18 protein-coding genes and 1 pseudogene are annotated in these 21,722 nt (G+C 42.5%); 15 read left to right on the top strand and 4 right to left on the bottom strand.

What is annotated here, in order from left to right; translation table 11 throughout:
* The first annotated feature begins 565 nt into the window (after positions 1–565).
* Both AC1DM9_RS24980 and AC1DM9_RS24975 read left to right on the top strand, forming a co-directional pair.
* A complete protein-coding gene (locus AC1DM9_RS24980) occupies positions 566–1,393 on the top strand; it encodes a helix-turn-helix transcriptional regulator (RefSeq protein ID WP_441878002.1) in 828 nt (275 codons plus the stop codon).
* Between the two features lie 133 nt (positions 1,394–1,526).
* Positions 1,527–1,889 carry a cupin domain-containing protein gene (locus tag AC1DM9_RS24975; protein ID WP_441878039.1) on the top strand — a complete coding sequence of 121 codons (363 nt, stop codon included), beginning with the start codon at positions 1,527–1,529 and terminating at the stop codon, positions 1,887–1,889.
* Positions 1,890–2,190: 301 nt separating this feature from the next.
* Here AC1DM9_RS24975 and AC1DM9_RS24970 read toward each other — a convergent pair whose 3' ends face one another.
* On the bottom strand, positions 2,191–2,829 hold the full coding sequence (locus AC1DM9_RS24970; RefSeq protein WP_441878004.1) for a nitroreductase family protein: 639 nt from the start codon (positions 2,827–2,829) through the stop codon (positions 2,191–2,193).
* Between the two features lie 116 nt (positions 2,830–2,945).
* Here AC1DM9_RS24970 and AC1DM9_RS24965 point away from each other — a divergent pair, with 116 nt between their 5' ends.
* Both AC1DM9_RS24965 and AC1DM9_RS24960 read left to right on the top strand, forming a co-directional pair.
* Entirely contained in the window at positions 2,946–3,308 is a 363-nt protein-coding gene (locus tag AC1DM9_RS24965; protein WP_477582768.1) for a MerR family transcriptional regulator, read from the top strand.
* 271 nt (positions 3,309–3,579) lie between these two features.
* The gene (locus AC1DM9_RS24960; protein WP_477582766.1) at positions 3,580–5,010 is read left to right on the top strand and encodes a VanZ family protein; all 1,431 of its coding nucleotides are present in this window, start codon (positions 3,580–3,582) and stop codon (positions 5,008–5,010) included.
* 167 nt (positions 5,011–5,177) lie between these two features.
* On the opposite strand, the gene AC1DM9_RS24955 is transcribed toward AC1DM9_RS24960, so the two are convergent.
* A complete protein-coding gene (locus AC1DM9_RS24955) occupies positions 5,178–5,981 on the bottom strand; it encodes an AAC(3) family N-acetyltransferase (protein WP_441878010.1) in 804 nt (267 codons plus the stop codon).
* A gap of 979 nt (positions 5,982–6,960) precedes the next feature.
* On the opposite strand from AC1DM9_RS24955, the gene AC1DM9_RS24950 reads away from it, so the two are divergent.
* The 6 genes from AC1DM9_RS24950 (at position 6,961) to AC1DM9_RS24925 (ending at position 13,643) form a co-directional block, all read left to right on the top strand.
* Positions 6,961–7,605 (top strand): hypothetical protein, encoded by a 645-nt coding sequence (locus AC1DM9_RS24950; protein ID WP_477582764.1) that lies wholly within the window; start codon positions 6,961–6,963, stop codon positions 7,603–7,605.
* Between the two features lie 511 nt (positions 7,606–8,116).
* Entirely contained in the window at positions 8,117–8,788 is a 672-nt protein-coding gene (locus AC1DM9_RS24945) for a hypothetical protein (protein ID WP_477582762.1), read from the top strand.
* 238 nt (positions 8,789–9,026) lie between these two features.
* On the top strand, positions 9,027–9,953 hold the full coding sequence (locus tag AC1DM9_RS24940; protein WP_477582760.1) for a hypothetical protein: 927 nt from the start codon (positions 9,027–9,029) through the stop codon (positions 9,951–9,953).
* A gap of 90 nt (positions 9,954–10,043) precedes the next feature.
* Positions 10,044–10,406 carry a BlaI/MecI/CopY family transcriptional regulator gene (locus AC1DM9_RS24935; RefSeq protein WP_430055466.1) on the top strand — a complete coding sequence of 121 codons (363 nt, stop codon included), beginning with the start codon at positions 10,044–10,046 and terminating at the stop codon, positions 10,404–10,406.
* A gap of 2 nt (positions 10,407–10,408) precedes the next feature.
* Complete coding sequence (locus AC1DM9_RS24930; protein WP_477582758.1) at positions 10,409–12,361, top strand: M56 family metallopeptidase; 1,953 nt, start codon at positions 10,409–10,411, stop codon at positions 12,359–12,361.
* Positions 12,362–12,932: 571 nt separating this feature from the next.
* Positions 12,933–13,643: a lysoplasmalogenase gene (locus tag AC1DM9_RS24925; RefSeq protein WP_441878853.1), complete on the top strand. Its 711-nt coding sequence runs from the start codon at positions 12,933–12,935 to the stop codon at positions 13,641–13,643.
* Positions 13,644–13,737: 94 nt separating this feature from the next.
* Here AC1DM9_RS24925 and AC1DM9_RS24920 read toward each other — a convergent pair.
* Positions 13,738–13,947: pseudogene (locus AC1DM9_RS24920) on the bottom strand (LbetaH domain-containing protein); the annotation flags it as partial.
* Between the two features lie 306 nt (positions 13,948–14,253).
* Here AC1DM9_RS24920 and AC1DM9_RS24915 point away from each other — a divergent pair.
* Positions 14,254–14,427: a hypothetical protein gene (locus AC1DM9_RS24915; RefSeq protein WP_477582756.1), complete on the top strand. Its 174-nt coding sequence runs from the start codon at positions 14,254–14,256 to the stop codon at positions 14,425–14,427.
* A gap of 446 nt (positions 14,428–14,873) precedes the next feature.
* Here AC1DM9_RS24915 and AC1DM9_RS24910 read toward each other — a convergent pair whose 3' ends face one another.
* Positions 14,874–15,197 (bottom strand): 2Fe-2S iron-sulfur cluster-binding protein, encoded by a 324-nt coding sequence (locus AC1DM9_RS24910; RefSeq protein ID WP_076268675.1) that lies wholly within the window; start codon positions 15,195–15,197, stop codon positions 14,874–14,876.
* A gap of 367 nt (positions 15,198–15,564) precedes the next feature.
* Between AC1DM9_RS24910 and AC1DM9_RS24905 the strand changes: the two genes are divergently transcribed.
* From AC1DM9_RS24905 to AC1DM9_RS24890, 4 genes are all read left to right on the top strand, one after another.
* Complete coding sequence (locus AC1DM9_RS24905; protein WP_441878849.1) at positions 15,565–16,491, top strand: AraC family transcriptional regulator; 927 nt, start codon at positions 15,565–15,567, stop codon at positions 16,489–16,491.
* Between the two features lie 77 nt (positions 16,492–16,568).
* Positions 16,569–18,365 (top strand): sensor histidine kinase, encoded by a 1,797-nt coding sequence (locus tag AC1DM9_RS24900; RefSeq protein WP_477582753.1) that lies wholly within the window; start codon positions 16,569–16,571, stop codon positions 18,363–18,365.
* Positions 18,366–18,368: 3 nt separating this feature from the next.
* A complete protein-coding gene (locus tag AC1DM9_RS24895; RefSeq protein ID WP_441878845.1) occupies positions 18,369–20,009 on the top strand; it encodes a response regulator in 1,641 nt (546 codons plus the stop codon).
* A 124-nt stretch (positions 20,010–20,133) separates the two neighbouring features.
* A complete protein-coding gene (locus AC1DM9_RS24890; RefSeq protein ID WP_441878843.1) occupies positions 20,134–21,720 on the top strand; it encodes an extracellular solute-binding protein in 1,587 nt (528 codons plus the stop codon).
* Positions 21,721–21,722: the final 2 nt, after the last annotated feature.

Below are 21,722 nucleotides of genomic sequence, written 5' to 3'. Positions count from 1 at the left end.
TCGTTTTTTCAAGGGGCTTCGCCACACATTTCCATCTACGTGTCAAGTCCTATTTCACTTTTTCAAAAAAAAAGAGCAGGCTATCTTTTTGATAACCTACTCTTTATTTATGGTTTTTGATCCTGCACCTTAACTTAATGACATTGACCGTTGGGGGTGTCTTTTTTGACATATGCGCGCCTAGCCAGCGACGAGTAATTGCTGAGAGGCATAACAGTATGAATGATTTAAATACATGGCCATGTGGGCTTAATGCTCCGGCTATGTATTTTTTTGTGCTTGGAATCAATACAAAGCCGACGAAAAAATTGGAATATGCTCATGAAATGCTCTTAACAGAGTACATGCTCATAAACTATAAACTCTTAGTAGAGAATATGATGTCTTGTTACTTAGGCTGTCAGCAGTAATTTGACTAACGGCAGATTGGTGATGATAATTGTTATCAATAACGTGAAAATAGATGAGAGCCCTCATGCTCACCTTTCTATATTCCAACGGACACTGGATATACAACGATCGGTCAAGATTAACGGTCAATTACCATTGAAATGAGGTAAGCATAGTGAAAATCGACGTTGATCGGTTAGCAGAACATCTGGCACACACTCCTTTTCAAGTACAAGGAGTATATCGATATGCGAGAAACCCAGGCGTGCCTCACGCTGACTATACAGATTCTTTTCCTGGATTTGTGTTTCCTCTTACAGGAAAAATACAATTTCAATTTAATGACACGCCTTATATCTTTTCGCCAGGAAAAGTTGTACATGGGGCTGCAAAAATGAGACTAGACCAAAAAGTGTTTGGTGAAACGGACTGGGAATATATCTTAGTTTTATACCGGATATGTAACTCGGAACTAGAAGAGTCAAGCTTTTCGCATCAGCATTTTGAATTATTAACAGGGCAGTCCCCTCGTCTAATTGAATTAATTATGCGTCTTTGGCGTGTTTATAATCAGCGTGGAGGCATTTCAAAGTTTCAGACCGAGATGCTGTTTCGCGATGTGCTGAATGAAGCCTTATTATGTGTTGATAATAGGCAAAATAGCTGTGAATCACATACTTTATTCGAACGGGTATCTAATTATATTCAAGAATACTATTATCAAAGCCTTACAATAGCATCGCTTGCAGAACAAAATAACGTTAATCGCAATCGACTTTCTTACGTGTTTAGAAGGCATGCAGGTATGGGGCCTGCACAATATTTATTAAAATATCGTATAAACATGGCGCAAGAAATGTTATTTAAAAGTGATGCACCTGTACAACAAATTGCAGAAACTGTTGGATTTGCTGACCCCTTTTATTTTAGTAGAGTGTTCAAAAAGCAATTTGGTATTGCTCCTACTGAATATCGAGAAAAGTTCATTAATAATCCATTCTAGTTTCAATAAGCATCCATTCAAATCAAAATATGACTTTACTATAATAATGGAAACGGAAATAAGCGCTTTATTACATCCGAGTGTCTGTTCACTATAAGGGTATATTGGAAATTTGAAAAAGGGAGGGGTTAATATCCATTATCAAGCTATTAATCTGAATGATAAGCTAACTAAATTCAATGACTATTGGTCTCTGAAAGTCATTGGTGAAATGAATGACTATCAATTTAAGCTTATTAAGATTGCTGGGGATTATGAATGGCACGTTCATGAAGATACCGATAAGGTATTTATCGCACTTGAAGGGGAGATGATCCTTGATTTTCGTGATGGTCAAGTGATAATTTCCAAGGGTGAAATGTTTATTGTCCCTAGGGGAATAGAGATGAAGCCTTCCGCCGAAAAGGAATGCCATATCATGCTGGTGGAGCCTAAAAGCGTTATAAACACTGGCGATATGGAGCCCGACTTAATAGCAGCCGATACATGGATCTAGTGCTTTTTACTAGTACGAACTAGTCTATGAGAATATGTTTTCTTGTGCCAATTCATGGGAGTGATGAAGTGGTAAACCGTATTCGGGATGGCTTAATTTCCAGTGGGGTTTGCTGTATTAAGACAGCCTGATTGGGAGATTTGCTTAATAGAAATGTCGTGTTTAGTTTTTGTCGCTACAATGAAGGATACCCAATCAGGGTGTCCTTCATTTTGCTTTATAGATGTTAAGGTGAACCCTTAACTATTGTTTCCTGTTTATAAGCGATTTTGCTTATTTTAAGTTTTATTTTGAATAATGATTATCTCCAAAATGTAATCTTGTCAGAACTTAATCGAACGGATTCATGTCCTGCTTCCTTTGCTTTTCCTATTGAAATAATCATGACCGGAACAAAGCGCTCTTCATCTAAATCAAATGCTCTAGCTACTTGGTCAACTTCAAATCCTGCCATTGGATTCGTATCATACCCATGTGCACGAGCTACTAACATTAACTGCATGGCAAAGAGGCTGCTATCGACCTTTGCAACTTCTACTTTCATTTCCTTTGGTAGAGTTGGATACATCGATAGAATGGTTGCGAGTTGACTATCCCGTACTTCAGCTGGCATTTTACCTTGTTCCACGGCAGTATTATAAATTTCTTCAACATATAAATAGCTTTGGGTATCACCAAAAATTAATAACATGGCAGATGAAGTATCGTTTTGTAATGTATTGAAACGTACAAGGGGTCTTAGTTTCTCTTTTCCTTCCGGAGTATCAACCACAATTACACGCCAAGGCTGCATATTAGCAGAGGACGGAGCCAGACTGGCTTCCGAAATCATTTCACTTATCTCTTCTTTTGATATTTTAATGTTCTCATCATAATTACGCACAGAACGTCTTCCTGTAACTATACTGGTGAAATTGTTATTTTGAATGTGGTTAAACATAGAATCTCTCCTTTTGATAACATAAGACTTTTTGACATTGTGTATGTCGTTCGTTATCATAATTGCATTATGAACTATAAACCAAGGTTTATAGCAAATAAATAAAGCGAGGCCATATGATGAAAATAAATGATGTTTCAAAATTAACGGATCTGCCTATATCAACCTTGAGATTCTATGAACGTAAAAACCTAATTCCGGACACATTTGTTAAAAGAGATGCAAATAATTATCGTATTTATACTGAGGAAATTGTTGAATTTCTAGAAGATGTGAAGGCACTTTTATCCGTAGGATTTTCGGTAGAAGAGTTGAGTTTACTAGTAAATCAAGAACTCAATTTATCATACGAGGTAAAGAAAAAAATTGTTGAACAAAAAATTAAAGAAATTGAAGATATTCAGAAGCGATTAAAAAAGTCGAAAAAATTTTTGCAAGCAACCTTGGAAGGAAAAGCGAATTTTCAAACGAAGTGTTAATGCTGTTGAGAGTCTAAAATAGTATGAATGATTTGAATACATCACCATGTAGGCCGCGTGCCTTGGGTGATGTATTTTTGCGTTCGAAAGCCCATCGCTATATTTTTCAATAAAGCCCTGTCGAGGACAGATCCTCTAAATTATAAACCTTAAATATTATTAAAGGTTTTTTAAGGAATTAGCAAAAGATGATTTATAGTGCCGTGTTATAATGAAAAACCACATGAGAATAAGACAGTACAATTTTGTGTTCGGTATGAGGAGGAATATTGTGAGCATTACAGATATGTTCAATTACTTACGCTTTCTGGGATTGCCAGTGGTCATTGTAGTTGGAATCGAGCTGCTGCTAATCGCAGGTTATTATACATTTTATTATCGCAAAAGAAGGCGAGAGGAAGAGCCCTGGCTGCCTATGAGTAAGCTTATCCTAGGTGCGCTTTTCATCGGTTATATTGTTTTTGTTCTCCAGTTGACCGTTATCGGCCGAGGTACGTCACATTTCTTGGAAATGAACCTGTATCCTTTCGGTGGTTATATCGAAGCATGGCAAAAATACTCGCTAAGAGAATTTCAAAACGGTATTTTTAACATTTTAATGTTTGTGCCATTGGGGATTTTGCTGCCTTGTTTGAGTTACAAGTTTAGAGCGTTCAAACGGCTTCTTCTTGTTGTTATATGTGCAACATTAGCTATCGAAACGTATCAGACGCTTACTGGCGCAGGTCTATTTGAGGTTGATGATCTTATTAACAATACACTTGGCGGCATTATGGGCTACCAGTTGTATAGACTTGCTGCTTCTGTCATTGAGCACAAAAAAGTTAAGATCAAGAGCCTGCTGGGCAATCTGTCCATCCCCATAGCAATCGGTTTGATGTTTTGTGCAATGAGTATCGTCTACAATCAGCAGGAGTTTGGTCAACTAGCCATTAATTCGTATCACAAATGGAATATGAAAGGCGTTGAGCTTAGCGCTTCACTCACGTTAAGCCCAGAACCAAATGCTGCTGCGGTATACAAAAGAGTCGTGAATAATGATGAAATCGCAGCGCTGCTGCGGCAAAAACTATCATTGACCGAGTTAAGCGTCAAGAAGTGGGGAAGTGATCGTGAAATTGTGTTAACTAGTAATAGCGGCGCACACTTCACGTTATTTCAATCCGAAGAGGGTAACTGGTCGTTAACCGAAAATGATTACATCCCAGCGCAAGCCTCGCTAATTGATCCGGATTCTATGTTAGAGAAGGCGAAAACGATTGCGGATGATTTGGGCTTGCCTAGCGAGAAGGCTGAATTACGAGGAGTAGATGACGGTGAGTATGCATGGTCACTCTCGCAGATCCCCGGAATGAACGAGGATTATTGGACAGGCGATTTCTCCATTGGCCTAAAAGAGGATGGCAGCATCTACGCGATCAATAGCGGAATTAAGCACAATCAGTTTGTGCGGACGATGGATCTATTATCTCCAGCCGAAGTATATAAACGCATAGAGGATGGGGAATTTCAGCAGCTGCAAAGAAATGCTTTATTAACAAAGGATCAGCTTGAAATAAAAAAGGGTGACCATCTAGAAATAAAAGGAATAGAACTAATCTATATGTATGATTCAAAAGACTTTTATCGGCCTGTATATCAGGTTAATGGAACATATAATGGTGATCCCAACTGGTTTACCTTGATTGATGCAAAGAATTAAAAAAGCTGATTTGGGCTTATCTTATTTTGATCCATATCCCTGAAAGCTTATCTCGGGAAGCTCAGCTGGCATTTAAAAAAGGGTACCCATACAGTGGACATTTTTAAAAGAATGTTTAGCGTAGGGGTACCTTTTTGTAGGCTAGCGCGAATAGCGAGGGCGAGCCGTCACTCTCTATTCTTCTCCATCCAAGGAACGGTCCAGTCGATCAGGGGTCTTAATTCCATAAATCGTACATCAGCATTTCCTACTTTATGAATTTTGATATTTTTTTGTTGATCATATTCGTTTCCTAATCTACTAAAATCTTCGTCGTCGACTGCTTGAGTAGAATAAGTAACCCACGTTCTCTTGCCATCAATCATGACTGCACTGCTCTCATCTGCAAATCTTTTGGAAGAAAAATTTGCTCTCGTTTCCGCTAAATGCAGGGATGTATTTTTTTCATAGCCAACACCAAGTAATAGTACATGTCCATCTAATTTATACAGTTTATCTACAGGGGAGTCGCTGCCAAAAATATTACTTAAATCATGTTTTTCTGTAATATATTCCGCGTGTTTCCCTACTGCTGCTATCGACCTTGCCGGGTGATCGGACCTTTTTGCCCCTGGCCACTGTCTAAACATTTCAGCCACGACACCCATGCCAATGGCAGGTGTTATTTCTTTGTCATATGCAGGCCAGTTTTCACGAATAATAGGCCACCATTCCATTGGTTCATTCCAATGAACTCCAGTAGAGGGATCAAGATTTTTCCATGTCTGAGATGGCATCATCAATGTTCCTTCTTCTCCTACGATTTCAAGAAGTGACCTTATTAACGTTTCAGCTCCGCCTACAACAAAGCCCATACTTTTTAATGAAGTATGTACGAATATGGTTTGCCCTTCGGTTACTCCGCAGTTTTTGAATTGTGTAATTAAATCCTCTTTCGTTAAAATCATTCTCGTTTCTTCGTTTCCAGTCATTGTGCATCCTCCATTTCATTTGGAAAACAAAATAACCCCGCTACAGGTAGCGGGGTTGTCTCTAGCATTGCCAGAAAAGCATAGCCCTTGAATTACTCAAAATGGAATTATTTTTCAATAGTATACCAACAAAAATGACAGTCTACAATGGTCAGCAGAAAAAAATGCTGATGAAGACAGCACGGACAACGTGTTGAAAGCAAGCTCTTAACTCTCGATTATGGTCTGTATACGACTCGATGTGCCTAAGATCGTCGCTAGTCTGAACGTATTATTCCATAAGCCCCTCGTCTACGGGCTTATTGCTCATGATTGGCCCCCAAAAGTAGTCAAGGGAGGTCGTTTCATAAGGGCGTTTGTATATCCTCGGAGTCAGTCCAGTTGGTGGGGGGATAAGTAGCTGGAGTGATTTGAGTTCAGAACATAGCAATCAGGTTGCTATAGGTGTGAAGCAAGTGCCGAAAGTAGTCGCATAACAGTATGTGAATTGGATTTACATTACAATGTAGGCTGTATACCTTGGGCGATGTATTTTTTATGATCCGAGATAATACTTAATATAATAAACCACTTTTAAAATATTTAATTGGAGTCAACTTACATAATAAATGTTTATTTATTTTCCTATATTTAATTTTATATAAATAAAATTTTAGTTATATGAGTTAAAAATGGTAAATGATAATCTCATTTTTGCGTCCCGCATGCGGCTTTTCGGAATATACTAAATATATTTTCGGTGAAAAATATGTAAAAACGTGTAATGATTGTATTGGGAGAAAGGGATGAAGATTTCAAATGAAGGAAAGGATATTGAAAGTTTATAAGGGGGGATAAACATAAATTCTATATAGCTTTTTGTTAAGACAATAGTTTTTTAATTTAATTAGCTGTAGAAAGGGTTATTTTCTTTTGGTTTATTTCATTGATTTGTATGTTTTTTATAGTAAATATTAACCAAAAATGGAGGGTAATATTTGTGAAAAAGATATCAATAATAATTCTTACATTAATGTTATTATTTTCTGCTGTTCCAACAGTGTTTGGCCAAGATGTTGAAAGCATCTCTATTGAACGGGAAATTGGATTCACAACTTCTGACATTATGGGTTTGGAAAAATATATCTCAGTTAATAAAAAAGGATTTTTTGAACTTGATTATCTTCTAGCTGTGAGGGATAATATTCAAAAAGAGTTATTAGAAGGCCAACAAAATTATTTCAATGAGTTGAATAAACTAATAGCTGAAAATAAACTTATTGCTTTTCCTGACCTTACTATTAAGAGCAACATAAAAGATCAGCTAGACTTAAATATCCAACTTAATAAATTTTCATGTGATGGAGTAACAAAGCCAACAGAATATCATTGGTGGGGATACAGTAGATTATTAGATAGTTGTAATGCAAACGGACTGGCTGCTGACTTAGCAGGAGCAGCATCAATAAGTGCAGGTGCAGCGGTTATAGCAGGCATTTTTGGTGGAGTTGCAGCAGTACCTCCTGGAATTGCCGCTGCATACTGGGGATTAGTATCTGCTCGGATTTATGCGAATAATAGCCACAGCACAGGTATTTATTTTGGAATGACTTGGGTCTATGTATTTAATATTGAACCTCAATAAGAGGAATGCGGTGATAAGATGAAAGAGTTAATAGTACCATATTCAATGATGGCTTTKGGTATTATAACAGTAATTCTATCGCTTATAAGGCTAAGAAAAGAGTTTAAGGATTCTTCAAATCCGAAATTTAAGAAGAACTTGAAATGGAAGCTTGCTTTCGGAACTATAATCGTTGTAGTTATTATTATATTTCTAACCAATTATTCAGTATCTAAATACTAGTGCTTATATGACAACAAAAAGTCGGTAGTCAACTCATGCGAGTTGCTTCCCGGCTTTTTGTTTTGTATGTCCACACTAGATTGAATGTTTATAACAACCGAAGTGTCTAAGACCTTCGCTAGCGGTTGTCCATTTAATCATTCAATGGAAATAGCGTTGACACCTGGTACAACGGTTGTATGATGAGAGGGTGTATTTGAGTGGGAATGGTGCATCAACTGCTGGTGATGATCTTGGAGCAAGAAGAATCAGATCGTCGTAGATACTTCACTCATTTGGAGGTGGACGTATGAAGAAGGAATGGGAATGGAATGTTAATGTTCGCTCTGTAGAACGGGAAGAAATCTGCTTTGCCTCAAATACTGCTTGGCAGGTGCAGGTGCAAGGCTATCGGCTATATGTTAATAAGGATCTGTCAGCAGAGCTACGTGCGCAGGATCAGGTTCGAATGACTGTTGGTGATTTAGGTAAACCTGACTGGGCTGCTTTTATCGGAACGGTAGTGGATTGCAGTACTGATTCCATCCTGCTTTATACGAGTCCCCAATATGAGTCAAATCTAATGAACACAAGGAAGTTTGAACGCCTATTCTCACCGCTCACTTTTATAGAGGGAGCCCAAAATGTTATTGATAAGTTCGGTTTCTTCCCCCCGTTTCATTACGATGAAATAACGAAGGTCCGTATGGAAGATGCAGGACTGCATGGCAATCAGAAAAACTTGTCTGTAACGATCAGGCATACATCCGCAGGCGGGCTGGAGCAAACTATTGCTTTGTATTTCGAAGACATTCAGCATGAGAAAATGAGCCCAACCGAGGAGTGCAATATCTGTTTGCAGCTGAGTCTCGCCTATGAAGGCGATCAGACTCGCGTCGAATTGGATGCCGTGTCTGGGTTTGAAGCATCGTTTCTATGCCGAAAAATGATTGTTCAATTTCACGATGAGAGTAAGAGCTGAGAAACTTCATAAGTTAGACACTGAAAATACAGTGCATAACGGATCTTTGATTCATATGCGCTGTATTTTTTGATGCCTAAAAAACAAACCTTGCTAAGGTCAGGTTTACATGACCTCATTTAACACATTTTCCTTTGCCATACTTTCGCCATGTTCAGGAGCGTTCTGCTCAGACATAATTCAGTTAATAAGTACAGAAGTTAGTTTGTTTTATAGCTGTCTTAAAGGAGGAATGGGCATGTTTAATAAAACGGTGGCGCTTCAACCTTTTGCTGATATTTCTGCGTATATGGAGGGTTTCGAGATCGTCTCGGCACAGATTGGCTCCGATGGCTGCATGTATGTTTTGCTCATTAACCAGATTCCTGTTCGGGAACGAGGCATGTTCGTCCCAACGACTCTAAAGAAACCATATACCTACAAGGTGCTGCTCGTAGAAAAAGATTATGTTGATGAAGTGGTGTTTGCGGATCAACATTTCAATTACCATTATGTTCAGCCGCTTCATAATCGTCTACTGTTAGTCGGAGCGCGCTGTTCTTATTATGGCACAGGTAAGTATGATCTGAACGCTAAAGTGTGTGATTTTAAAGGAAATACAATTCGAGAGTTTTTGCTTGGAGACGGCATTCAAAGTGTTCAGGTGACGGAGAAAGGGATCATTTGGACCAGTTATTTCGACGAAGGCGTGTTTGGAAACAACGGGTGGGATAAACCTATAGGTGCGCAAGGTCTTCTGGCTTGGGATGAGAACGGCAACAAATTGTATGAGGACCAAGTGTCGGATATCGCCGATTGTTATGCGTTGAATGCAGCTAGCGATGAGGAAGTTTGGTTTTATTATTATACGGACTTTTTGATGGGCTGTATTTCCGGCGGAATCGAGCAGCCCAAGGTCACCTTTATAAATCCTGAGATTTCCGGCTCTTCGGGGTTTTGTACGGATGGTTATCACTTTCTGTTCGATGGCGGTTACGGAAAACACGGAACTTATATTCTTAAGAAAAATGAAAAACCGGGGAGTTTATCCGCAGGGTGCCGGATCCATTTTCTGAATGAAAAAGCCGAGCCGCTTGTCCCGTTAACACAGGATTTTCGAGAGAATCGAGTGCTTTTCAGTGAAGGAAGCTTATTGTACCTGGTGTCGGTTGAAGAAGTGGTTTAGCCTTACTCTCCTATTTTCATTGACTATTCTGGTTTATAGTTATAAACTCGTTACATGGGTTTATGATTATAAACCGGATAGGAGGTTATTATGAGTAACTTGAAGCTGTGTGAAAGTGATTATCGATTTATGCTTGTTGTGTGGGAGAGTGAGCCGGTGGCATCCGGGAGGCTGGTAACTTTGTGTTCAGAGAAGCTCGGATGGAAGAAGCCAACCACCTATACTGTGCTTCGGAAAATGTGTGAAAAAGGACTTCTTAAAAATGAGGATACAATTGTAAGCTCCATTATTCCAAAAGAGCAGATCCAGGCGTACGAAAGCGAGCATTTTATTGAACGGACTTTTGAGGGCTCGCTGCCCCAGTTTCTCGTTTCTTTTTTCGGCAATAAAGCTCTCTCCAATAAGGAAGCTGATGAGCTAAAGCGTCTAATTGATGAGCATAAGGAGGGTTGAGTATGGAAACGTTGTTTCTAAAAATACTCAATATGTCCCTGACTGCGTCTTATGTCATTATCGCCTTGCTTCTCATCCGTCTGCTGTTGAAACGGGCACCAAAGAAATATTCCTATTTGCTATGGGCGATTGTACTGTTCCGCTTAGTTTGTCCGGTGTCTATTTCCTCTGAGCTCAGCCTCTTTAATGCTCCCCCCTTTGATATGACCGCAGCGCAAAAGAGCGGCGAAGCGGCACTGAGCTACGTCCCAGCGGACATCGGCTATATGGAGAAGCCGGGGATGACGGTAGGCATACCGACCGTAAATGTCATGATAAGCGACACGCTGCCTCCAGCGGACCCGACTACTAGCGTAAATCCATTGCAAATATGGATACAGATCGGTACAGTTCTTTGGTGTTTAGGTGTTCTTGCGCTGCTTGTTTACAGCTTGGTGACCTATTTCCGATTGAAACGCCGCATGGCTACAGCGGTCCTACTGGATAAACATATATTCGAGTCCGACAACATCCGGTCGCCATTTATTCTCGGCTTTATTAAACCGCGAATTTATATTCCCTTTGGGCTTCAGGAGCAAGAACGAGTCTATATTCTGAAGCATGAAGCCTACCATTTAAAGAGGAAAGATCACTTAATCAAGCCGCTCGCCTTTGTGGTTCTTGCTTTTCACTGGTTTAATCCGCTTGTTTGGCTTGCCTTTATATTAATGGCCAAAGACATGGAGATGAGCTGCGATGAAAAGGTGCTATCGGAGACGGGTTCGGGAATCGCGAAGGATTATTGCACGTCATTGCTCTCCTTTGCGGCAAACCGCCGCTTACCGTCTGCTAGTCCGCTAGCCTTTGGAGAGACAGGCATCCGTGAGCGCGTCAAAAATATACTACGCTTTAAGACGCCAAAAAAACGGGTGATCGTATTCTCAGCCGCTGCTTGTATTATTGCTGTTGCCGTCTGTGCAACAAATCCAATCGTGAATGGGGCGCTGCAAGAGACTGGAGAACCGTATGGCAGCTATCGCTTTGAGGAACAGGTGTATATGAATTTACTGAGCTCGTTTGTAGCTGTCGATGGGTTTAAGGAGTACTATACATTTACCGAAAACTCGCTTATTATAACCGACGGAGCCGGCAATCAACAGAAAATGAAGGCTGTTTATGAACGGAAAGCTTTAGATGTGCAAAAGTTTAATGAAAGCTTTATGCCTAGCATTAATGTTCCTAATATTTTAGGTTATAAAGAAAGATATGAGTATGTACTAACCGATTCGGCCGCTGATCCTGAATATCGTCTTTTTCTACTAGATGATGAGGTGTGGCTGGCAAAAACACATAAGGATAACGTCAATACTCTAAAGAGCGAATACATTTGGAGCATCTACAAAATTTCGAAGCTAGACGAGGAAATAGTAGAATCAGAATCTATAGTGGGAACTCAGGACGGTGTTGATGCTTTTTTAGCTTTGCAAAAGGATTTTAATTCAGGCTACGACACAGATAAGTGTTATAACATCACACCACAATTTATTAGTGAAAACTCTGAGTATAGTATTTTCAAATATGATAAATCTGCCGCATCATTTTTGTTATATAAAGGAGTGGTCTATCCGCTTGGCGAGTGGTTTGGCGGGTTTGGCGTAACAAGTATGGCTCTGGCCGATATAGACAACGATGGGGATTCGGAATTGTATTTTACATATTCATGGGGTTCTGGCCTTCATCGCTCTCATGCAGCTTATTTTAGCCCATCTGCCAAAGAAATTGTTACCTTACCCTACACAAATATAAATAAGGACATGACCCTCGTGGATCATGGCGACGGCAGTCTATCTCTATATGGGGCAGACATATCAAATCTAATGGATTTTGCTCATTTTGATAGGAAGAAAACTGATTTTATATCGGATATTGTATATGAGAAAGGGCAGATCTTATTAAGTGCAGCAGCTAATGAGTAAAGACTGATAGATATTATAAAAGCCTCATATGCATAGAAGGTAGAAGCTCAGATCACGGTAATTGAGGATGCAGCTTTCACTGCTAAGATCCAATTTCCATCCCAAAATCATTTTTCTAACGAACCGTATTGCCCTTATTATGTAGAAAAGTACAACTATTTTATTTTAACGAATCTGGATAACGTTATATCATGCTTTATTAGGTGTTATGAGCTGCTTTTCTCGAATTAACGATTCTGGAGTTCGTTACAATTTTAATCGACTACCTATGGCTTAAATAGGACCTATAAGGTTCGTAAGCTATAGGAATGGTAAGAGAAGGGCACCTTCTGCGTAAGCTCCATCAAAAAACAAAGCTGGGTCTGTTTCAAGCGTAGGTAATCCTACTTTTGGGACAGCCCTTTTTTAAATTAAGGTATGGCGATAAGTTACGAAAAAAGGCTGCTCTTTCTCTATTTTTGTTTATTTCATTCCTTTGTTCTACTTTGAATAAGCAAAAATATTCATGTTTATGTCAGCGTTTACATCGTATCTAGGTTCGGGTAAAGTGATGGAATAAGGGGGATCGCATATGCGTAAGAGTTGGCTGCTGGGACTTATTGTGTGTACAGGTGTAATTCATCTTGCGACGTTATCAGTGGACAGTACGGTGCTGCATTGGATATTCAAGCTTCTGCCAATTGCGCTCATTATTACGCTCGTTGTTTGCAGTGTACCAGATGGACGCGGCCAAGCGGTTTATAGGAAGCTGATTCTGACAGGGCTGCTGTTTAGCCTATTGGGAGATGCGTTTCTACTGCTTCCTGATGATCCGTGGTTTGTGTTCGGGTTGGGTGCGTTTCTAACGGGGCATTTGTTTTATGTGGCTGCAATGGTTGCTCGTTGGTTTAAGCAGCAATCGCTTATGAGCTGGTACGGTGTGCTTGCGGGCTTGATTATCGTCATTTACTCGGTGCTGCTGGGCAGTCGCTTTTATGAGCGTATTTCGGGGGATGAAAGCTTAAGCGGGTTATGGATTCCCGTCGTTGTCTACATTACCGTTATTGGAGCGATGTGCTTTACGGCCATTATGAGCCGCAATGCGTTTGCCATTGTTGGTGCGATCCTATTCGTTGCATCGGACTCGATACTGGCTTGGAATAAGTTTGTCGCAGATGTGCCTTATTCAGGTCTCCTTATTATGTCTACTTACTTCGCAGCCCAAATGTTGATTGCTTCAAGTGTACAGAAGGTCAAGAAAGTTGAAGCGGCGGCCGCTAAGCCTAAGAACATCCCTCTGTGATTAAGAATACGAACTTGATGATTGTGAATCAAATTGGATCGAGAACAGGTGTCGCCTGACACCTGATCGAACTTGGAGCATTGTTCAAACTAGATCATTTCAACAAGCGCTTGCGATCGTAGGAGATCCCACAAGAACAGCGATGAGTACCGAAAAGCGAGTTATAGGATGGAGGAAACTCGCGATTTACACGGCGAACCTCGCACGAGAACTCTCTGCTATCTCTTGGAACTCTACGCAGCTTGTTGGCCTTTGCTTGGGTATCGATATGTGCTCCGGGAGGAACGAACCGATTGGGGGCAATTAGACGCTGATGGTTTCCAAAGCTTAACATTATTCCCCATGTCTTATTCTCCTCATGAGCAGTTTATATGCCTTCCAATTAAACTATTCAGCATGTCTGTGAATGTCACAAGATTTTCAGGTTATCTATCAGGAGTATGCCTTCCCAACCCATTGAACTGCCGTATACACACCAAAATCTATTAATCTCCATATGATAGTAGTAATTCTACTAATATTAAGGAGATGATAGGAATGATGAGAACAGGGGGAAGCAAGAGCGGAGGAGACCGAAGTTCAGGTTGCACATGCTCAAAGAACAGGAGCCATGGCGATAAAAGTGAAGGCCACAAGAGTGGAGGCCACAAAAACGAAGGACATAAAAGCGAAGGCCACAAAAATGAAGGTCACAAAAATGAAGGTCACAAAAATGAAGGTCACAAGAGCGAAGGCCATAAATGCTGCTGCGGTAAAAGCAGTGGAAGCAACAGCAATACTTTAAAAATTCTTTTGCGAATTGGTGTAGGAACACCCAATGTTCGGATTCATTTTGATGGAACATCGCATGTAGGCGTTTATTTGGGCATTTCAGATGGCAGCGTCATTCTTAATGTAAGAGGTGTCGTAGCATATATTAAAATAACTTCTATAACGGCTGTAGAGTTAGGTGTTAAAGTCAATAGAAAGTGTAAGAGAAAACAGTCGTGGAAATGCAGAAAAACATAAGCTAAATGTGTGTACTCACTGGATATAACAACCGTACTGTTAGCAAGAAGGCCGTGTTCATTTCCTGGTTTGAATGTCATGGCTTTTTCAGTATTCCTACCAATACAAACAAAAAAAGGGCTAGAAGCCCTTATTGCCGTAGATATGACCCAGATGGAGTTAGTTCACTTATTGTTATGATCGAAGTTTGCTTTGCCACCATCTTATAACGGGGGGAAATGATTAATCTTGGGGACGAGTGCCGGGCTCCAGGCCAGTAGAAGTCGCTGTCTTAATAAGCCGGACCGATAGGTCGCTATGCAGCCGAATTTGGCAGGATAGCCGAATAGCTGCATCCTCGATTCCTTTGTTGCGAAGAACTGTCGCTTCTGCCTCGCTCATCTCGCCTGCATCTCCAGAGAGCACTTCTACAGCGCATGTCGTACACTTAACGTTCCCGCCGCATCGGTGCAGGACGTCGACTCCATTATCCTCTAACATTAGCACAAGCTTTGTGCCTTCAACTGCCTGAATGGCGTTTCTTCCTTCTACTTGAACCGTTGGCATTTGCCATTCCTCCTCGAATTGTTCATCCTCATATTACCTAACCAGCTTATATTAAACCATTATCTTATAGAATAAGTCCAATTCTATAGCCAAACTCTTTTTATAGTACGAAAACCCACAAGAGGGGGGCGATTTTCAGAGTATCCTTCTTAAAAGTAAAATAGCTGAAATAAAAAGAATCATAACCATTAAGATCATTCATCCAACGGGTTTCGGTTCTTTAATATCGCCAGCTTAGCTGGATGCAGCGGCCACCCAGTGGCTTTTTTTCACTTCTAATGAAATTAGCATTATGTTAGGTGAACTAGACAAGAGCAATCTACTACTATTATTATAATTATTATAATCATACGATTTATTTTGAATTGTGAGAAATGATATAGTTGTCATTATGTTATATGCATGTGGAAATGATTATGGGATGGGAGTGATGGCTGCGATGCAGGAATACGAGTATGAGTTTGCTGATTTCATTTACTATACGCCTGGGCAACTGGAAAAGGAATGTCGTATATGGCCGGTTCGAGCGGGTCGCAGTTTGGCCAAGCCTAACTATAAAGTGGGACCCAAGAGGATCGAGTGCTACAGTCTTCACTTCGTGCAGGAGGGAATGATTCGGCTGCAGTACGAAGGCAAGCAGGTGGAGCTGGAGAAGGGCGACGTGTTTTGTTTATTTCCTTATCGTAAATATTTCTACGACATGATTCCCTCTGATCGGCCGCTTCAAATGAGCTGGTTGGCGGTGGATGGCGATAGGGCAATGGCGTTGCTAGAGCTTGCGGGTTTAACGCATGAGCATCCGTTTCGCAAGAAGGCGCTGACCTCACGAGTCAGAGCATCGGCAGACCAAGTCATTCATACGCTTGAAGGCGCTCAGCGGTGGAATCCGGCAGGTGCACTTGAGCTGCAAAGTCATATTTGTGCCTTATTCGCCGGGTTGATTCCGGAGTCGGTACCTGCTCAAGAGGCTGAACTTGCTGGTTGGATTCATGAATGCATGAAATACATAGAGCTGCACGCCTCAGAGGGAATATCCGTCCAACAGGTAGCGGATTTCGCGGGTGTTCATCGTTCCTACTTTACCCAAGTGTTTACAAGCCAAGCCGGCATGCCGCCAATGAAGTACATGCAGAAGATCCGCATGGACAAGGCGAGGCAGCTGCTAATGGATACAGACGCAACGATAACGGAGATCGCTCTGTCCCTTGGGTATCCGAATTTGTATACGTTCACCAGAGCATTCAAGACTTATTTTAAGGAATCCCCCTTAACTCTAAGAAAGACAATTGGATAATCTCAAGTAGGTACAATATATTTGAAAACGATTACACGACAAACACTTCCTTATGTTCAAAAAGGAGATTTCGCGACATGAAGTTATCCACCCTTCAACGATGGATATCACCCCGTTTAAGCATCCAAGGGAAGATATTCATCGCATTTAGTCTAGTCGCCCTGCTTTCCATATTATCCGTATCTGGCATTGTCTATTTGAATATGCGCGAGACGATAAAGGATAACGCAGTTACTTCGGTATCGGATAGTATTCGCCAGGCGGATGAATCCCTTAATATTATGCTGGAAGAGATCGACCGGCTGAACACGGTAGTAGTGACTAACAAAAACACGGTGATCGATACACTGCTCAGTCCATCGGAAGAGATCAGCTACGAATGGTTTTTAGAACAGAAGCGGATTGAAGAATTTCTATCGGTGCTGATCGATTATAAGCCCTACATTTCTAGGATTGCCGTTGTTGGGTTGAACGGAAAGGTTTTTTTCTCCGGTGGTCCATGGCTGGACCGGACGGTCCTTGGGTCACAGATGATGGATTATACGCTTGGAAACGGATCGCGCCATGCCTATTTGAAGCAGACCGGCGTGTCGGATGCCATTACCGTAGGCAGAGAAATCCGTTATAACCGCGAAACAATCGGCGTAGTCATGGTGGATTTAAACTATGATTTCATCAAAAAAACGTATGGAGTGAAGCCGACCGCCGATAGCATGCTGTATGTGCTCGATAAAGAAGGCGGATTCGTGTATCAGTCCGAATCAGCGCCGTCTTTTGCTCCTCCTATTGAGAAGATTGTAAGCATTAAGCAGGAATTCAAAGGCCCTGGCGATGCGGCGGAAATGATCATAGATGGAAGAACCTACACCGTTGTTAGACGTTCATCGGAATATACGGGCTGGACTACACTGGCGCTAATACCGATGGATTCACTGCTTAGTGAATCTGCGAATCTTCGCAAGCTGATGGCTGAAGTATCGGTATTTGTTTTGGCCATCGTGTTAATCTGCTCACTGCAGGTGTCCTCCCGGATCACCATAAATATTCGGCGTCTGAAGTCCATGATGATGCGGGTGAAGGACGGGAATTTGGAATTTCCAATGAAGGAAATCAAAACGAAAGACGAGGTAGGCCAGCTGTACCACGTCTTTATCGGTATGGTGGAGGAATTGAAACGGCTGCTGGAAGGAATTCGAATCAGTGAGAAGGAGAAGCGCGAAGCGGAGTTGACGGCTCTTCAGGCGCAGATACGTCCACATTTCCTATACAATTCCCTAAATACAATCAAATACTTGGCCAAGCTGAACGGTGTGCCCAATATCGAGGAGGTATCCGGCTCTTTAATCGAGCTGATGCGCGGGGTTTTAGGTAATTCCAATGAATATCTTACGGTTCGAGAGGAACTGGACTATGTAAGAAGTTATATCTCCATCGTGAAATATAAATACATGCAGCCAATTCCGGTGTATGAGGAGATTGAGGATGAAGCCCTGCTGGAATGCCGGGTGCCCAAGCTTATGCTGCAGCCTATCGTGGAGAACGCCATCATTCATGGGATCGGCTCGCTGGAGGAAGGGGGAGCGGTCATGATTCGCGTTTGCGAAGAGAATCACAACCTAAAAATCGAAGTGACGGACAACGGCAAAGGTATGACTCTGGAGCAGATGGATTTGCTGCTGGGCGAGCATAGCAAAGGAGAGGCTCCATCACGTTTCAGTGGCATGGGAGTGCGCAATGTGCATGAACGAATTGTTCGCATAAATGGAGAACCTTATGGTGTCAAGCTGTACAGCGAGCTGGGACTATATACGAAGGTCGTAATTACACTTCCCGTTCTACGGGACACGGAAAAATTAGATTATGAGGTGATATAGGTTATGTTTCAAGTGCTGTTGGTTGATGACGAGCCGCTGGTCCGCAACAACTTATCGACGCTAATCAATTTCCGGAAATACGGCTTTGAAATATGTGGTGAAGCGCACAACGGAGTCATGGCCTTGGCATTGATCGAGCAGTCTCCGCCGCATATCGCCATTATAGACGTAAATATGCCCGAAATGAATGGTGTGGAGCTAAATCGAACGATCAAAGAAAGATATCCTGCCATTAAGACGATTATGCTTAGCAGCTTTGACGACTACGATTATGTGCGTGAATGCCTGAAAAATGGCTCCATTGATTATTTGCTGAAGCATCGTCTCGACGGAGCAACGCTGATTGACCTGTTGAACAAAGCGGTTCTTGCACTGCAGCAGGAGGATCGGCTGTTGGAGAACCGCAATGATCAGAAAGCGATGGCAGAACGAATGAATCCGGTGCTCATCCGTGGTTATATTGCCGATTTGGTAAGAAGGAAACCGCAGTCCGCCCAGGAGCTTGAAGCCTTTGCACGGAAGAATGGGCTATATCCTCAAACGGTGAGCTACGCTGCAGCGTCTCTACAAATTGTCCCTTTCCTGCTGCTGACGCAATCCTGCAGCGACGTACAGACCAATCGGCTCGTCCAGCAGGCTGTTGAGATCATGCAGCAGAGTCTAGGTGATATACAAGAACGTACAGCCGCCTACCTTGAGAACGGACGTATGGTTGTCGTTTTTTCGTTCAAGGAACGAAGCGAGCATGCAGCTGCAAGCGAGGCTGACCGAATGATGAGCAAGCTTCGCCACGCGCTGGAGCTATTCCTGAATTTAAAGTGCGTCTATGCCATCGGACATTTATGCAGCAGCCTGTCACTTCTTAGAACGAGTTACGGTTCCGCAGAGCGACTGCTTGATTTTTCACCCAATGAGGAACTGACTGGCCAAGTGAATGGAGGGGGAAATGGAATATACGGTCAGCGGGTCTCTTTAACCATCGAGGAGCAGAAACAGCTGCTGCTCTCAATCGAGATGCTCGATAAGGACGGCATGCAGCGGCTGATTTTATCCGTATTCGATTCGATTAAGGGGCAGCCCATTCACTCTCATTCCGTGCAAATGATCATCAGCGAGCTTCTGCATATCGCGGATAAAGTGTTGAAGAAATGGCTGCCTCAGCATGGCTCTGCGATGGATAAGCTTCCTGCAAGGAGCGAATTGGGCAGATTAGACAGCGTCGGAGAGATGGAGCAATGGCTGCAAGCCTTCTATGCCAGCCTGTTGAGCCTGCTCAAGGAGACACATGCAGTGGGACCGTATTCACGGCATGTATCGCAAGCGATAGGATTCATTCTGGAAAGATATTCAGGCAGCGTCACTCTGGAGCTGGCAGCGGACGCCATCAGCCTGAATCCATCGTATTTAAGCAGACTATTCAAAGAAGAGACGAAGTCGACGTTCTCAGAATATTTAAACCGGATCCGAATCGATGCAGCGCGCAAGCTGCTAGAGAACGGTCAATACTCGCTCAAGCAAATCAGCAGTCAAGCGGGCTTTTCTTCCTACAACTATTTTTTTAGAGTGTTTAAGGAAATGACCGGCGTGACGCCCCAAACGTATTTGAACGGTTTAGGTGGCGGGGGAGCTGAAGCGAAGTTGTAAAATATGTGGAGTAAATAGTCATATTATTATAACTTTGTGGCGAAACGGGTGAATTATAATGAGTGGACACCGCTGGCAAACGGTTACACCATTCGGTGAATAGAACATTGGAGGTCACAGATTTATGCGTAGACACTGGGGAAGAAACGCACTAACTACGATGATCGTTTCCGGTCTGATCCTGACCGGCTGCAGCAACAACAACGGAGGCTCAAAGACAGAGAATCAGCCTTCGCCTGCTTCTGAAAGCGCTGTTAAAGCGGAAGGATTCCCGATCGTGGAGCAACCGATCAAGCTCAAGATGTTCACGCGAATCGCGCCTGCTAACGGGCCGTTCAAAGATATGCCGGTGTTCCAAGACTATGAGAAATTAAGCAACATTCAGGTAGCATTTACCGAAGCTCCTACAGACGGATTCGCGGAGAAAAAAAATCTATTGTTCGCTTCCAACGAGCTTCCCGATGTATTGTACCGTTCGGAACTCAATCCGCTTGAGACTATTCGCTACGGGACGGCCGGACAGCTTATTCCGCTTGAGAATTTAATTGAGCAGTATGCACCAAATTTGAAAAGCCTAATGGAGCAATATCCAGAGATCCGCTCGGGCATTACGACTCCGGAAGGACACATTTACTCGATCCCCGGCATCGTAACGACCGGCTCGGCGCGTACGGACAAACGCTGGATCAATAAAGCGTGGCTCGAGAAGCTGAACTTGGAAGAGCCCAAAACGACGGATGATCTATATAAAGTGCTCCTTGCTTTCCGGGATGGAGATCCGAACGGCGACGGCAAATCGGACGAAATTCCTATGACTGCGCGTAAGGCGGCAGCGGGGATACCTATCGTAAATATGATGGCCGGATCGTTTGGCTTGGATTTGCAGCTCGGCTATAACATCAACATCAAAGACGGCAAGATCAATATTTGGAGCAGCGACGAGAAGCACAAAGAGCTGCTTATGTACTTGAACAAGCTGTATAAGGAGAAGCTTCTGGACCAGGAAATCTTCACGCATACGGAAGCACAATATCTTGCTAAGCAAGGCTCAGGCAATACGGGTCTTTTCTTTGACCAGACGAACAACAACTTCTTGCCGATCCAGAATCAATATGTCGGCACCGCTCCTCCAGTTGGTCCGCATGGCGACCAGATGCAAAGCCCGGTAGCGCCGGTGCCACGCGACTTCGGAGCGTTCGCTATTACATCTGTGAACAAATATCCGGAAGCGACTATACGCTGGATCGACTATTTCTACAGTGACGAGGGCTCCACCCTGCTGCGCTTTGGCAGAGAGGGCGAGCATTACGAGCTGAAGGATGGCATGCCGTATTACAAAGAGGATTTTCTGGCAATAACAGGTGCGCAGGGAAAAATGACACCGTACGCAGGCGGCGGCGCGCCTCACTTGATCAGCGACAAGGTAGCGTCTTTCATCAATCCACCGCAAGTTCAAGAGGCATACGCGAAGCTGGAGCCGTACATGCCGAAGATTCGTTATGCTGCTCCGATGTTCAATGAAGAGAACGCTCAGAAAGTTAACATTCTGCGCAACGACATCGACAAATATATCGACGAGCAAAGCACGAAGTTTATCGTTGGCGCGATCAGCTTCGATAAGTGGGAGGAATTCCAGGCTACTTTGAAAAAAATGAAGATCGACGAGCTGGAACAGCTCTATCAAGAAGCTTACGACAAGATGGAGAAATAAGA

It is taken from the genome of Paenibacillus sp. 01T431, from assembly GCF_056398625.1.
The sequence above is the reverse complement of the archived record's forward strand: the minus strand, read 5'-3'. Positions and strand labels throughout refer to the sequence as shown.